Source organism: Streptomyces sp. NPDC033136, assembly GCF_055578235.1.
In genome coordinates this window covers 333,675-347,716 of the sequence record NZ_JBVIPD010000002.1, presented here as the reverse complement: position 1 = coordinate 347,716, position 14,042 = coordinate 333,675, and the positions used below count along the sequence as shown (strand labels likewise).

Genomic DNA, 14,042 nt, shown 5'->3' with positions numbered 1-14,042 from the left:
CAGACATGAGTGAGCGGTATGTCTGCTGTGCGCGCCCTCCCCTGGGCCGTGTCCGCGAGCCGGGGGTTCGGGACCGCAGCGGCCTTGAGTTCGCCGAGGACGGGTACGTCGTCGCCCCCGCATTCGCCGCTCGCCTGGAGGCGGTCCGCTAGCGCTCGGTCACCTTGCCGTCCGCCACCTCCAGGCGGCGGGTGACGTGTACGGCGTCAAGCATGCGGCGGTCGTGCGTGACCAGCAGGAGCGTGCCCTCGTAGGCGTCGAGGGCAGACTCCAGTTGCTCGATGGCGGGCAGGTCGAGGTGGTTGGTCGGCTCGTCGAGGACCAGGAGGTTCACGCCCCGGCCCTGGAGCAGCGCCAGGGCGGCTCTGGTGCGCTCGCCCGGGGAGAGGGTCGCCGCGGGGCGCAGGACGTGGTCCCTCCTGAGGCCGAACTTGGCCAGGAGGGTGCGGACCTCGACCGGTTCGACGTCCGGTACGGCCGCGCGGAAGGCGTCGAGCAGGGGCTCCTGGCCGTGGAACAGCTTGCGGGCCTGGTCGACCTCGCCGAGCAACACGCCCGAGCCGAGCGCGGCGTGCCCGGCGTCCAGCGGGGCGCGGCCGAGCAGGGCGGCCAGCAGCGTGGACTTGCCGGCGCCGTTCGCGCCCGTCACCGCCACCCGGTCCGCCCAGTCGACCTGCAGGGACACCGGGCCGAGGACGAAGCCGCCACGGCGCACCTCGGCGTCGCGCAGGGTCGCGACGACCGTGCCCGAGCGCGGGGCCGAGGCGATCTCCATGCGCAGTTCCCACTCCTTGCGGGGCTCCTCGACGACGTCCAGGCGCTCGATCATGCGCTGGGTCTGCCGGGCCTTCGCGGCCTGCTTCTCGCTGGCCTCGCTGCGGAACTTGCGGCCGATCTTGTCGTTGTCGTCGCCCGCCTTGCGGCGCGCGTTCTTCACGCCCTTGTCCATCCAGGAGCGCTGCGTCCGGGCGCGAACCTGGAGGGCCGCCTTCTTGTCGGCGTACTCCTCGAACTCGTCGCGGGCGTGGCGGCGGGCGACGTCCCGCTCCTCCAGGTAGGCCTCGTAACCACCGCCGTAGAGGTTGATCTGCCCCTGGGCGAGGTCGAGTTCGAGGACCTTCGTGACCGTGCGGGTGAGGAATTCGCGGTCGTGGCTGACGACCACCGTGCCGGCGCGCAGGCCGCTCACGAAGCGCTCCAAACGCTCCAGGCCGTCCAGGTCGAGGTCGTTGGTCGGCTCGTCGAGGAGGAAGACGTCGTAGCGGGACAGGAGCAGGGAGGCGAGGCCGGCCCGGGCCGCCTGGCCGCCGGACAGGGACGTCATCGGCTGGTCCAGGCCGACCGCGAGACCGAGTGAGCCGGCGACCTCCTCGGCGCGTTCGTCGAGGTCGGCGCCGCCGAGGCCGAGCCAGCGCTCCAGGCCGGTGGCGTAGGCGTCGTCGGCGCCCGGCGCTCCGTCGACCAGGGCCTGGGTCGCCTCGTCCATGGCCCGCTGGGCCTCGGCGACGCCGGTGCGGCGGGCGAGGAACGCCCGGACGGACTCGCCGGGGCGGCGGTCCGGCTCCTGCGGCAGGTGGCCGACGGTGGCGGCCGGCGGGGACAGGCGCAGTTCGCCCTGCTCGGGCGCGGTGAGTCCGGCGAGCATCCTGAGCAGCGTGGACTTGCCCGCGCCGTTGGCTCCGACCAGGCCGATCACGTCGCCGGGCGCGACGACGAGGTCGAGCCCGGTGAACAGGGAGCGGTCGCCGTGGCCGGCGGCGAGGTTCTTGGCGACGAGGGTGGCAGTCATCAGAGCGCCGATCCTAATGGGCCGCTCAGTGGGTCACCGCCGTCACCAGGACGCCGGTGGAGGTGCGCGCCACGACGAAGGACCGCCCCTTGACCGCCTTCGCCTCCAGGGCCACGCGGTGCCGGCCGGGTTCCAGGACGCCGTCGAAGAGTTCGCGGGTGTGGACGCGCGAGAGCCGGTCGACGCGGTACGCGGTGAGGGCGACCCGGCAGGCGGAGGTGACCTCGACGTCCGCACCGTCGCCGTGGGCGGTCAGGCCGGTGAGGCGGCGCTGACCGGCCGGGCTGCGGTCCAGGGCGTGTTCGACCTGGGCGACGAGGAGCGGGACGATCGGCGCGAGACCGTCGACGCGGGCGACCGGGACCCCGGCGTGCTCGAAGGCGCGGCGGACGGCGGCACGTTCCCGCTCAACGGTGCCCGGCGCGAAGACGACGGCGCCGTAGCCGCGCAGTTCGTCGGCGGGCACGCCGTCGGCGTCCTGGGCGAGGTCGGCACCGACGCCGATGGAGCGTAACGCCGCGGCGAGCTTGGCACGGACGGCGACGCGGGCGCCGATCAGCAGGACGCGGGGGCGGGGGTCCGGGGCGGAGCCGTTCAGCAGGGCGCTCAGGGCCGCCCGGTACTCCGCGCCGCGGAAGCGGAACGGGCCGATGCCGTGGTAGCCGTTGAGCTCCAGGTCGGCGTGTTCGCCGGTCTGCCAGGCGAAGTCCCGCCAGATGAAGTCCTCGCCGTCCCGCCGGATGACCGCGGTGACGGCGCCGCAGGCGAGGTCCTCGCACTCGGGACAGCCGTAGACGACGTACCGGGCGCCGGGGAGCGGAGCCGCGCTCTCCAGGAGCAGGCTGCGGACCTGCGCGGTGAAGATCGCGGGCGGGACGTCGGAGGCGAGCGGGGAGACCGCGTCGAGGTCGGAGAGCTGGAACAGCAGCGGACGTCCGTCGACGATGAAGTCCAGGAAGTCCCGGTGGACCTGGAAACCGCCGTCGTTGAGGACTCCCCCGGCCCGCATCGCGGGAGCCAGGCCGAAGGTCGCGTACTCGGCACACATGCTGTGAGTATCCCCACACAGCGCGTGATGTGAGCACGGCATGGCGCATTCCGCTACGGTCCGGGTCATGGCAAGTGAGCTGAGCGACGACGTCGTGGTGGTCGGCGGAGGGGTCGTCGGGCTGACGACCGCGGTGGTTCTCGCCGAGCGGGGGCGACGGGTGCGGGTGTGGACGCGGGACGCCGTCGAGGCGACCACCTCCGCCGTCGCGGGCGCGCTGTGGTGGCCGTACCGGATCGAGCCGATCGCCCTCGCGCGGGCGTGGGCTCTGCGGTCGCTGGAGGTGTACGAGGAACTGGCGGCGGGGGCCGAGCCGGCCGGCGTACGCATGGTCGAAGGGGTACTGGGTGACACCCGGCTCGACGAGGTCGACGGGTGGCTGGCGGGCCGGGTGCCGGGGCTGCGGGCGACGACGGCCGCGGAGTTCGCCGGGACGGCCGTCCGGGCCCGGCTGCCGCTGATCGATATGCCGGCGCATCTGCCCTGGCTGCGGGAGCGGTTCCGCGCGGCGGGCGGGGTGGTCGAGGCGCGTACGGTGTCCTCCCTCGCGGAGGCCGACGCGCCCGTCGTGGTCAACTGCACGGGCCTGGCGGCCCGGAAGCTGGTGCCGGATCCCTCCGTGCGGCCGGTGCGCGGGCAGCTGGTCGTGGTGGAGAACCCCGGGATCGACACCTGGCTCGTCGCCGCCGACGCGGCCGGGGAGTACGCGTACATGTTCCCGCAGCCGGGCGGGCTCGTCCTCGGCGGTACGACCGAGGAGGACACCTGGTCGCTGGAGCCCGATCCCGCGGCGGCCGAGGCGATCGTCCGGCGCTGCGCCGAGCTGCGGCCGGAGATCACCGGGGCGCGGGTGCTGGAACACCGGGTGGGCCTGCGCCCCGTCCGGGACACGGTCCGCCTGGACCGCGAGGAACTCCCGGACGGGCGCGTGCTCGTGCACAACTACGGCCATGGCGGCGCGGGCGTCACCGTGGCCTGGGGGTGCGCGGAGGAGGCGGCGCGGCTGGCCTCCGGCTGAGAGCGTCCGGGGCGCTGCCGGACGGGATTCGGCACGGCGGCCGTCACGCTGCCGGGCGGCATCCGGCTGGGAGCGGCCATGGTGCTGCCACACACGGCGAGTCGGCCGAGAGCAGCCGTGGCACCACCGGGCGGCGCCTGCCGTCACGCTGCCGGGCGGCATCCGGCTGGGAGCGGCCATGGTGCTGCCACACACGGCGAGTCGGCCGAGAGCAGCCGTGGCACCACCGGGCGGCGCCTGCCGTCACGCTGCCGGGCGGCATCCAGGCGCCAACAGTCGCACCACCACCTCCGGCGGCACCCCGGCCGACGCCAGTCGCTCCCCACCGCTGCCGGACAGTCCGCGGGCGGCCCGGCCGTCAGGTCGGGCCGCCCTGGGTGAAGGGAGCCCGGCCGACGGGCACGAGCCGACCCGGTTGAGAGAAGCCGAACCGCCTGGCCCGGTTCCGGGCCGGAGAGGTCCGCCGTCAGGGCCGTTCGGCCGGAATCGGCCCGGCCGGGACCACCAGAACGGGGAATCGGCCCGGCCGGGGACACCAGGACGACGAGGCCGGGCGGCCCGGGCCACGGACCCGGACCGCCCGGCCCTCCGTTCAGTGCTTGCCGATCGGGTCTCCCTCCACGTCCGGGCCGCGGCCCGGGCCGATGCGGAACTCGAAGTCGCCGTCGTACTTCCTGTGGCCTTCGATGACGGCCAGTTCGACGGCCTCGGAGCCCATCTGCTCGCGCACGATCACCGGGTCGCGGCGCAGGTCGCGCATGAGGGCGACACACATGAAGGTCATCACGATGACGAACGGTGCCGCCGCGAGGATCGTGAGGTTCTGCAGACCCGTCAGGGCGTCGCCCTGGCCACTGCCGACCAGCAGCATGATGGCGGCCACCGCGCCGGTGACCACACCCCAGAACACGACCACCAGGCGGCCGGGTTCGAGTGCGCCCTTCTGCGACAGGGTGCCCATGACGATCGAGGCGGCGTCGGCGCCCGAGACGAAGAAGATGCCGACGAGGATCATGACGAGCAGGCTCGTGACGGTGGCGATGGGGAACTGCTGGAGCACGCCGAAGAGCTGCCCCTCCGGGGTCGCCTCCTTGCCGAGCCGGCCCTGCTCCTGCATCTTCATCGCCGAGCCGCCGAAGATCGCGAACCAGAGCAGGCTGACCGTGCTGGGCACGAGGATGACGCCGCCGACGAACTGCCGGATCGTCCGGCCCCGGCTGATCCGGGCGATGAACATGCCGACGAACGGCGTCCAGGAGATCCACCACGCCCAGTAGAAGACGGTCCAGCTGCTCAGCCAGGCCGCGACGCCCTCCCCGCCGCTGGCCTCCGTGCGCCCGGCCAGCCGGGGCAGGTCGCCGAGGTAGGCGAAGACGGACGTGGGCAGCAGGTCGAGGACGACGATGGCCGGGCCCGCGACGAACACGAAGAGGGCGAGCACCAGCGCCAGCACCATGTTGGTGTTGGACAGCCACTGGATGCCCTTCTCCACACCGGAGATCGCGGACGCGACGAAGGCCAGGGTCAGCACCGCGATGATCGTGACGAGTAGCCCGGTGCTCACCTCGTCCATCCAGTTCAGCTCCTGCACACCGGAGCCGATCTGCAGCGCGCCGAGCCCCAGGGAGGCGGCGGAGCCGAAGACGGTCGCGACGATAGCGATGACGTCGATGACGCGCCCGGCGGCGCCGTTCGCGTGCTTCTTGCCGATGAGCGGGGTGAAGACGGCGCTGATGGTCTGCCGGCGCCGCCTGCGGAAGGTGCTGTAGGCGATGGCGAGGCCCACCACGGCGTAGATCGCCCACGGGTGGAGCGTCCAGTGGAAGAGGGTGGTGGCCATGGCCGTCTCCATGCGTTCGCCGGAGTCGGCCGGGTTCGTACCGGGCGGGGGTGTGCCGTAATGCGACAAAGGCTCGCTCACGCCGTAGAACATCAGGCCGATGCCCATGCCCGCGCTGAACATCATCGCGACCCAGGACACGGTGCGGAACTCGGGTTCCTCGCCCTCCGCGCCCAGGTGGATACGGCCGTAGCGGCTGATCGCGAGCCAGAGGGCGAAGACCACGAAGCCGGAGGCGGCGAGCATGAACGCCCAGCCGCCGTTGTGCATCAGCCCGCTGAGCATCGTGGAGGAGGCGTCCTCGAGCGAGTCGGTCGCCGCGGCTCCCCAGGTCACGAAGGCGAGGGTGAGCACCGCCGTGACGCCGAAGACGATCCGGTCGGTCTGCGGCCGGTCCTGACCGGGCAGGCCCGCTTCCGACCCCGGCAGCGCGGCTCCCTCATGGGAGTCCATTTCGCTTGGTCCTTCTTGCGTCACAGGCGGCACCTTTCATACGGACAGCAGGGAGGATGTGGTTCCTCGGAAGGCTGCTACCACGTATGGCGGAATTTCACCCCCTCAACATGCGGTTTCGGATGATCCCCCCGTCAGGTGGTACTCGGCCCGGTCGTCCAGCAGCAGCGGCACGAGTGCCCGCAGGGGCTGGCGCAGGGGTACGAGCACGCCCTCGCCGTCCTTGCGTACGCGCACGCCGTGCAGCGCGAGTTCGTCGCCCACCTCGGCGTACTGGGCGTCGGTGAGCCGGTAGCCGCAGGGAGGGTTGTGGATGATTTCGGCCAATTCAGGCGGTTCGTTGTCGGCGCCGCCCAGGTAGACGGGGCCGCTGTCGGCGTAGCCCGCGAGCCGGGCCCCGGTCGTCGTCGCCTCGATCCGTGCGCGGCGCTGGCCGGTGTACCCGAAGAGGCCCTTGAGGGCGTCCAGTTGTGAGGTGACCCGGCGCCGGTTGTTCAGCGCCTCGTCCACCTTCTCCGCCTCGGTGAGCGGGTCCACCCGGCTCTCGATGAGCAGGCCGACGGAGTGCTTCACACCGGACATGTTGCGCAGAATGCGCTCCTGTCCGTCTCCGGCGACCTGCTTGACCGGCTCGCTGGTCACGGGGTCGGTCCAGATGCCGTAGGTGCCGGTCGAGTGCCCGGCCCGCCGCGCGGCGGGCCGGACGTAGGTCTCGGAGAGGGTCCGCGCCTCGCCGCGGACCGTCTCGTGGGTGTTCAGGTTGCGCGGCCACAGGTCGAAGAGGTCCTTGTCGTAGTACGGGGGTGTGGCGCCGTACTCGTGCAGGTCGTAGACGACGTCGGGGCGCTGGTCGCGGATGACGGCGGCCAGGGCGCGGCCCTCGGCGGTCCGCAGGGCGAGGTGGTCGCGGTTGATGTCGACGCCGTCGCCGTTGCCGCGAGTGCCGGCGGCCCGGCCGTCGGGGTTGGCGGTGGGCACGACCAGGACCGTGGTGCGGTCCAGGAAGCGCCGGGTGCGGCTGTCCCGGGCGTACGCGAGGTCGCGGACGGTGGTCAGACAGGCCTCGCGGCCGGAGGGTTCGTCGCCGTGCTGGCTGCACACGAGCAGCACCTTGCTGGAGCTCGGCCGGGTGCCGATGCGGACCAGCTGGAGCGGGCGGTCCTGCTTCGTCGTGCCGAAGCGGGTCATGGACACACGGCCGCTCGACCGGTCGACGGCCGTGAGGAAGTCCTGCTCCTCGGGCTGGGTGGTCCAGCGGGCGCCGTTCGTCTGCTCGAAGCCGGTGCGGGGCGGGGAGTGCGCGGTCGTCGCCCCGGCGGGGGCGGCGGCCAGGGTCGCGGCGAGGGCCGCGGCGGTGAGGGTGAGGGCGCGGAAGCGGGGCGCGGTCCTGGCTGCGGTCACCGGCTTCCTCCCGGGACGCGGTGAGTGGTGCGCGGTTCCCGTACGCCGTCCAGGTGTGCGGCACCGGGCGGGGCGGAAACGGCCCCCGTGGTGGCGCGCGCGAAGGCGGCGGCTCCGCCGACGAAGGGGACCCGTGCCGAGGTGCGGGACAGGTCGAGCGTGAGCTTCGGTGTGTCGGCCGGAGGGTCGATGAGGCCCTGGTCGGTGCCCGCGACGATCAGCGCCAGGCGGTGGCCCTCGGGGACGACGTGGTCGGTCGCGGCCAGGTCGAGGGTGATCGTGTACCGCTTGCCCGGGGTGAGCGGGGCGCCCTTGACGTCCGAGGCGTGGTTGCCGAGGTCGGCCCAGCCGCGGCTGACGACCGTGTAGTCGACGTCGGCGGTCTTCGCCCGCGTCTCCTTGAAGCAGGCGCTGTCGCCGGTGGTGCTCGCGCCCCAGCAGGTGCGGTTCGTGAGGGTGGTGACGCCCTCGCCGGTGTCGGCGTAGTCGCGGATGGTGGCGGGGCCGATGTCCACGAGGACGGCGGAGAGGTGGGCCGTCGGGGTGGAGGGCGTCGCGGTCACGGTGACCTCGGAGGAACCGGACAGGCGCAGGTTGCGGGTGAGCGGCCCGGTGACGAAGCCGGCCTTCTCGGGTGTCGGCCTGTCGATCCCCGCGGCCCAGTCGGTCTCGCTCCGCTTCGGGTCGTCGGTGAAGGTCTCGGTGCCGTGGCCGCGGCGCAGACCGAGGGTGCCGACGCCGGCCTGGGTGCCCAGGTCGGGGCGCAGGGTGGCGGCACGGGTGCCGCTCGGCGGCCAGGTCCGGGAGGCGGTCCACTGGTCGGGCGCGCGTTCGATGTCGGCCATGGGCTCACGGTCGATGCCGTTGTCGTAGCCCATGAGTTCGTGGTCGAACCAGCGGTGCAGCGTCTCGACCCAGGCGCCGCGCCGGAAGTCGAAGGGGTCGACGTGGCCGGTCTGCGAGAGCCAGATCTTGCGCTCGACGCTGTGCTCGGCGAGGGCGTCCCACCACTGGCCGACGTGCTTCATCCGCACGTTGAGGTCCTGCATGCCGTGCACGAGGAAGACGCTGGCCTTGACCTTCCGCGCGGCCCTGACGTAGTCGCGCTCGGTCCACAGCGGGGTCCGGTCGCCGGTGCGCGGGGCGCCGTCGACCAGCTTCTGCTGGACGGCTCCGCACTTGGCCCGGGCGTCGGGGCTGTTGACGTAGTTCGACAGCCACTCCGGGCCGGAGTCGTAGAGCGGGGCGCCCTGCTGGAAGTAGTAGTCGTACCAGGAGGAGATGGCGCTGATCGGGACGATGGTCTTCAGGCCCTCGACTCCCGTGGCGGCGACGCCGTTGGCGATGGTGCCGTCCCAGCTCTTGCCGATCATGCCGGTGCGGCCGTTGGTCCAGGCGGCCTTGGCGCGGGTCGTGCCGGTGCGGGTGGTGTAGGCCCTGGCGCGGCCGTTCAGCCAGTCGACCACGGCCTTGGCGGACTGGATGTCGGAGCGGCCGCCGACGTCGACGCAGCCGTCCGAGCGGTTGGTTCCTGCCAGGTCGACGCCGACGAAGGCGTAGCCGCGGGGCACGAAGTAGTTGTCGTAGTACAGCGGCATCTGCGTGACGTCGCCGTTCGCGTCGTACGTCTTGCGCTGGCTCTCGTTGCCGCGCCCGCAGCAGGAGTAGTACGGGCTGGCGTCCATGATGACGGGGACCTTGCGGCCCTGCCGCGCGGGTTCGCGGGGGCGGACGATGTCGACGGCGACCCGGTCGGCCTGTCCGTCGCGGTCGCCGTCGAGTCCGGTGTCCACCCAGACGGACTCGCGGATGGCGTTCTCGTACGAGTGGACGGGCCTGCTCCCGCGCGGGGCGGCATCTGCCGCGGCCGGGGTGAGCAGTGTGGCCATCAGGGCGGCCGTGGCCGCCGTCGCGAGCGGTCTCCAGGTCGTGAAGCGCGTGCGTTTCGGCATGCGCCGGACGCTACATCGGTGAACTCCCGTTCAGAAGAGGGCGGCTGACGGACCGGCGTGTCCGGGATGGGCGGTTCACCAGCCGGGCCCCGCACCCCGGACGGGGGCGTCGCGGCGAACGAGCCCGAGGCGGCGGCGTGGTCGTTCCCGAGCAACGGCGACCCGCTCGACGAGGCCACCTACGACAGGTCCGCCCTGATCCCGGACGGCACGCAGGCCATCTCCAACGGCACTCTCCAGTGGACGCGTTCACGGCTCGGCCGGCCCCGGTGGAACTGGCGCTCCGACAAGCCGCAGGCCACGCACCTCGCCCCGCTCGCGGGTGAGGAGGTGTCCGGCAAGCCCTTGGCGGCGCTGTTCGACACGTGGCTGTACCAGCCGTCGAAGCCGGGGACGGGCGCCGGCGGCCCGGGCCGCGGCGGTCGCGGAGGGCCGGGGGCCGTGCCGCAGCCGGGGTCGTGGAAGAGGATCGCGGCGACCACGGGGTGCACGAACACGCGGAGCAGGGGACCGCCGGGCCGGGGACCGCCGGGCCGGGGACCGCCGGGCACGCGCGCTGACGCGCCCCGGCCCGTACGGCGGTCTACGGTGGGCCCATGCGCGCCGGCGTGCGGGCCCGGCCGGCGCGAGGGCTGGCTGGTGAAGGAGCCGGACGTGCGGAACGTGGCGATCATCGAGGCGCCGTCCGTGCTCGGCCTGCGGCCGACCGGCGTGGAGGACCTGCCGGCAGCCCTGCTCCGGGCCGGGCTGGCCGGGGGAATCGGGGCGGCAGCCGCGGGGCGGGTCGACCCGGAACGGGACCCGGAGACCGGGGTCCTGAACCCCCGTGGCATCGCCGCGTACTCCACCGCGCTGGCCGACGCCGTGGGCGGCGTCCTCGACGACGGCCGGTTCCCCGTCGTACTGGGCGGCGACTGCAGCGTGCTGCTCGGCACTCTGCTCGCGCTGCGCCGCCGGGGCCGGCACGGGCTGCTCTTCCTCGACGGGCACACCGACTTCTACCAGCCCTCGGCCGAACCGGCCGGCGAGGTGGCCTCCATGGAACTCGCCCTCGCCACCGGTCGCGGCCCGCGCGTGCTGGCCGACCTGGAGGGCCGGGGCCCGCTCGTACGGGACGGGGACGTCGTCGCGCTGGGGTTCCGGGACGCGGAGGAGTCCGCGGGGTACGGGATGCAGCCGCTGCCGTCGGCGCTGCATGCGCTGGAGCTGGACACCGTGCGCGCCCTGGGGGCGGGCGAGGCGGCCCGTCGCGCGGTCGGGCTGCTGACCGGCGACGGATGGGGCGCGGGGTACTGGATTCACCTCGACGCCGACGTCCTGGACGACGCGGTCATGCCCGCGGTCGATTACCGGCTCCCGGACGGACTGACCTGGCAGGAGCTGGAGACCGTCCTGCGCACGGCCCTGTCCGGCGGCGGTGCCGTCGGCCTCACGGTGGCGATCTTCAACCCGCGGCTTGACCCCGGCGGGGCACTCGCGCGGCGCCTCAGCGACTGCCTGGTACGGGCGTTCGACAGGGACGGCCGGGACTGAGCGGGGGCGTCACCGCGGACATGTCCGGTCCGGCATGACACCACCGTAGGCCGCCCTCCCCACGGGGGTGCGGGTGAGGTTTCACAGCACTGGTGAGACAGCGATACTGCTGGACATGACGACCGACACCGAGGAACCGACCCTCACGATCGACGAGCTGGCCGCCCGGGCCGGTGTCACGGTGCGCACGGTCCGCTTCTACGGCACGAAGGGGCTGCTGCCGCCGCCGGCGCTCGGTCCCCGGCGCGTGGGGCACTACGGGCGGGAGCATCTGGCCCGGCTGGCGCTGATCGAGGAGCTCCAGCACCAGGGCATGACGCTGGCCGGCATCGAGCGCTACCTCCGGCAGCTCCCGCCGGACCTGAGCGCACACGACCTCGCCATCCACCGGGCCGTGGTGGCCTCCTGGGCGCCGGAGACCGTGGAGAGGGTCACGCGGGAGGAGCTGGAGCGGCGGGCCGGGCGGCCGCTCGGCGAGGGGGACGTCGAGCGGCTCGTCGCGATGGGCGTCGTCCGGCCCGCGGACGACGGGTACGACGCCGACCTCGGTCTGCTGCGGCTGGGCGCCGGGCTGCTGGACGTGCCGCTCTCCCAGGAGGCGATCTTCGCGGCGCGCACGGTCCTCATCGACCACACGCGCGCCGCGGCCCGCGAACTCTCCCAGCTCTTCCGCGGCGAGGTGGCCGAGCGTGACGCGCGGGACGTGCGGTCCCTGTCGGCGCACATGCACCCCCTGGTGGTACAGGCGCTCCTCACCGCTTTTCAGCGATCGCTGAAGGAAGAGCTGGGCGAGTGGCTCACCGGGCCTTCGGGGGAGTCAGGCGCGGGCTGAGTCGCTGAACCGCTCCCCCTTCTCCGCCTTCTCCACCAGCAGCGCGGGCGGCGTGAACCGGTCGCCGTAGCGCTCGGCGAGCTCCCGCGCCCGTGCCACGAATCCCGGCAGGCCCCCTTCGTAGCCGTTGATGTACTGGAGCACGCCGCCGGTCCAGCCCGGGAAGCCGATGCCGAAGATGGAGCCGATGTTGGCGTCGGCGACGGAGGTCAGCACGCCCTCCTCCAGCAGCCGGACGGTGTCCAGCGCCTCGGCGAAGAGCATGCGCTCCCGCATGTCCTCGAAGGGGATCCGGTACCCGGGCTTCGTGAAGTGCTCACGCAGTCCCGGCCAGAGTCCGGTGCGCTTGCCGTCGTCGCCGTAGTCGTAGAAGCCGGCGCCGCCGCTGCGGCCCGGGCGGTCGAACTCGTCGACCATGCGGTCGATGACGGCCTCGGCGGGGTGGGCCGTCCAGGTGCCGCCCGCCTCCTCGACCGCCCGCTGCGACTCGGCCCGGATCTTGCGGGGCAGGGTCAGCGTCAGCTCGTCCATCAGGGACAGCACCTTGGCCGGGTAGCCGGCCTGCGCGGCGGCCTGTTCGACCGAGGCGGGCTCGATGCCCTCGCCGACCATGGCGACGCCCTCGTTGATGAAGTGCCCGATGACGCGGGAGGTGAAGAAGCCGCGCGAGTCGTTGACGACGATCGGCGTCTTGTTGATCTGCCGTACCAGGTCGAAGGCGCGGGCCAGGGCCTCTTCGCCCGTGCGCTCGCCCTTGATGATCTCGACGAGGGGCATCTTGTCGACGGGCGAGAAGAAGTGCAGTCCGATGAAGTCGCTCTGGCGCTCGACGCCCTCGGCGAGCGCGGTGATGGGCAGCGTGGAGGTGTTGGAGCACAGCAGCGCGTCGGGGGCGACGACGTGCTGGATCTCCTGGAACACCTTGTGCTTGAGGGACGTGTCCTCGAAGACCGCCTCGATGACCGCGTCGCATCCGGCCAGATCCTGCACCTCGGCCGTGGGCGTGATGCGCGCGAGCAGCGCGTCGGCCTTCTGCCGCGTCGTACGGCCCTTGGCGACGGCCTTGGCGCACAGCTTCTCGGAGTAGCCCTTGCCCTGGAGAGCCGCCTGTGGGGACACGTCCTTCAGGACGACGTCAATGCCGGCGCGGGCACAGGAGTAGGCGATGCCCGCCCCCATCATGCCGGCGCCGAGGACGGCGACCTTGCGGACGGGGCGGGGCTCGATGCCCTGGGGGCGGTTGGCGCCCGAGTTGACGGCCTGGAGGTCGAAGAAGAACGCCTGGATCATGTTCTTCGAGGTCTGCCCGGCCGCGAGTTCCACGAAGTAGCGGGCCTCGATGACCTGGGCGGTCTCGAAGTCGACCTGGGAGCCCTCGACGGCGGCGGCGAGGATGCCCCGCGGAGCCGGGTACGGGGCACCGTTCGTCTGCTTGCGCAGGGAGGCCGGGAAGGCGGGGAGGTTCGCGGCGAACTTGGGGTTGGCGGGCGTGCCGCCCGGGATGCGGTAGCCCGGCCTGTCCCAGGGCTGCTGCGACTCGGGGTGGGCGTCGATGAAGGCACGGGCCTTGTCGAGGAGTTCCTCCCGGGTGGCGGCCACCTCGTCGACGAGGCCGTTCTCCAGGGCGCGGCGCGGGTTGTACTGGGTGCCCTGCAGGAGGACCTTCAGCAGCGCGTCGGCGATGCCCAGCAGGCGGACGGTGCGGACGACGCCGCCGCCTCCGGGCAGCAGGCCGAGGGTGACCTCGGGACAGCCGATCTTGGAGCCGGGCGCGTCGAGGGCGACGCGGTGGTGGCAGGCCAGGGCGATCTCGTAACCGCCGCCGAGGGCCGCACCGTTGAGGGCGGCGACGACGGGCTTGCCGAGGGTCTCGATGCGGCGCAGGTTCCTCTTGATCGTCATGCCGCCGTCGAACAGCTCCTGGGCCGTCTCGGGCGTGACCCGGATCAGGTCGCGCAGGTCGCCGCCGGCGAAGAAGGTCTTCTTCGCGGAGGTGATGATGACACCCCGGATGGAGTCCTTCTCGGCCTCCAGGCGGTCGGTGACCGCGGCGAGCGAGTCGCGGAACGCCTGGTTCATGGTGTTCGCCGACTGGTTCGGGTCGTCGATGACCAGGGTGACGAGGCCGGTGCGGTCCTGTTCCCAGCGGATGGTGGTGGATTCAGTGCTCATGTGG

At 72.8% G+C, this 14,042-nt stretch carries 10 protein-coding genes; 4 read left to right on the top strand and 6 right to left on the bottom strand.

The features are described 5' to 3' along the window. Window positions 1-5: 5 nt before the first annotated feature. Window positions 6-152 carry a hypothetical protein gene (locus tag ACZ5TL_RS04725; protein WP_468587648.1) on the top strand — a complete coding sequence of 49 codons (147 nt, stop codon included), beginning with the start codon at window positions 6-8 and terminating at the stop codon, window positions 150-152. Here ACZ5TL_RS04725 and ACZ5TL_RS04720 read toward each other — a convergent pair. Then, a complete protein-coding gene (locus ACZ5TL_RS04720) occupies window positions 149-1,789 on the bottom strand; it encodes an ABC-F family ATP-binding cassette domain-containing protein (RefSeq protein WP_468587646.1) in 1,641 nt (546 codons plus the stop codon). The two genes, ACZ5TL_RS04725 and ACZ5TL_RS04720, sit on opposite strands and share 4 nt — an antisense overlap. Window positions 1,790-1,814: 25 nt before the next feature. Beyond that, complete coding sequence (locus ACZ5TL_RS04715; RefSeq protein WP_468587644.1) at window positions 1,815-2,837, bottom strand: oxidoreductase; 1,023 nt, start codon at window positions 2,835-2,837, stop codon at window positions 1,815-1,817. A 67-nt stretch (window positions 2,838-2,904) separates the two neighbouring features. Here ACZ5TL_RS04715 and ACZ5TL_RS04710 point away from each other — a divergent pair, with 67 nt between their 5' ends. Then, window positions 2,905-3,855, top strand: coding sequence for an FAD-dependent oxidoreductase (locus ACZ5TL_RS04710; protein WP_468587642.1), 951 nt, complete (start codon window positions 2,905-2,907; stop codon window positions 3,853-3,855). Window positions 3,856-4,447: 592 nt separating this feature from the next. Here the strand turns inward: ACZ5TL_RS04710 and ACZ5TL_RS04705 are convergent. The 3 genes from ACZ5TL_RS04705 to ACZ5TL_RS04695 form a co-directional block, all read right to left on the bottom strand. Further along, window positions 4,448-6,148, bottom strand: a complete 1,701-nt coding sequence (locus ACZ5TL_RS04705) for a BCCT family transporter (RefSeq protein WP_468587640.1) — start codon at window positions 6,146-6,148, stop codon at window positions 4,448-4,450. Between the two features lie 105 nt (window positions 6,149-6,253). Then, on the bottom strand, window positions 6,254-7,549 hold the full coding sequence (locus ACZ5TL_RS04700) for a M14 family metallopeptidase (protein WP_468587638.1): 1,296 nt from the start codon (window positions 7,547-7,549) through the stop codon (window positions 6,254-6,256). Next, complete coding sequence (locus tag ACZ5TL_RS04695) at window positions 7,546-9,501, bottom strand: Xaa-Pro dipeptidyl-peptidase (protein WP_468587636.1); 1,956 nt, start codon at window positions 9,499-9,501, stop codon at window positions 7,546-7,548. Before ACZ5TL_RS04695 ends, ACZ5TL_RS04700 begins: the two co-directional genes overlap by 4 nt. A 66-nt stretch (window positions 9,502-9,567) precedes the next feature. On the opposite strand from ACZ5TL_RS04695, the gene ACZ5TL_RS04690 reads away from it, so the two are divergent. Both ACZ5TL_RS04690 and ACZ5TL_RS04685 read left to right on the top strand, forming a co-directional pair. Then, a complete protein-coding gene (locus tag ACZ5TL_RS04690) occupies window positions 9,568-11,034 on the top strand; it encodes an arginase family protein (protein WP_468587634.1) in 1,467 nt (488 codons plus the stop codon). Between the two features lie 115 nt (window positions 11,035-11,149). Continuing rightward, complete coding sequence (locus ACZ5TL_RS04685; RefSeq protein WP_468587632.1) at window positions 11,150-11,866, top strand: MerR family transcriptional regulator; 717 nt, start codon at window positions 11,150-11,152, stop codon at window positions 11,864-11,866. Here ACZ5TL_RS04685 and ACZ5TL_RS04680 read toward each other — a convergent pair. Further along, the gene (locus ACZ5TL_RS04680) at window positions 11,852-14,038 is read right to left on the bottom strand and encodes a 3-hydroxyacyl-CoA dehydrogenase NAD-binding domain-containing protein (protein ID WP_468587630.1); all 2,187 of its coding nucleotides are present in this window, start codon (window positions 14,036-14,038) and stop codon (window positions 11,852-11,854) included. The genes ACZ5TL_RS04685 and ACZ5TL_RS04680 overlap by 15 nt on opposite strands. Window positions 14,039-14,042 lie beyond the last annotated feature (4 nt).

What these genes read in the sequence shown, in the direction of transcription:
- ACZ5TL_RS04725 (WP_468587648.1), top strand. Translation starts at nt 6, where the DNA reads ATGAGTGAGCGGTATGTCTGCTGTGCGCGCCCTCCCCTGGGCCGTGTC.
- ACZ5TL_RS04720 (WP_468587646.1), bottom strand. Translation starts at nt 1,789, where the DNA reads ATGACTGCCACCCTCGTCGCCAAGAACCTCGCCGCCGGCCACGGCGAC.
- ACZ5TL_RS04715 (WP_468587644.1), bottom strand. Translation starts at nt 2,837, where the DNA reads ATGTGTGCCGAGTACGCGACCTTCGGCCTGGCTCCCGCGATGCGGGCC.
- ACZ5TL_RS04710 (WP_468587642.1), top strand. Translation starts at nt 2,905, where the DNA reads ATGGCAAGTGAGCTGAGCGACGACGTCGTGGTGGTCGGCGGAGGGGTC.
- ACZ5TL_RS04705 (WP_468587640.1), bottom strand. Translation starts at nt 6,148, where the DNA reads ATGGACTCCCATGAGGGAGCCGCGCTGCCGGGGTCGGAAGCGGGCCTG.
- ACZ5TL_RS04695 (WP_468587636.1), bottom strand. Translation starts at nt 9,501, where the DNA reads ATGCCGAAACGCACGCGCTTCACGACCTGGAGACCGCTCGCGACGGCG.
- ACZ5TL_RS04690 (WP_468587634.1), top strand. Translation starts at nt 9,568, where the DNA reads ATGGGCGGTTCACCAGCCGGGCCCCGCACCCCGGACGGGGGCGTCGCG.
- ACZ5TL_RS04685 (WP_468587632.1), top strand. Translation starts at nt 11,150, where the DNA reads ATGACGACCGACACCGAGGAACCGACCCTCACGATCGACGAGCTGGCC.
- ACZ5TL_RS04680 (WP_468587630.1), bottom strand. Translation starts at nt 14,038, where the DNA reads ATGAGCACTGAATCCACCACCATCCGCTGGGAACAGGACCGCACCGGC.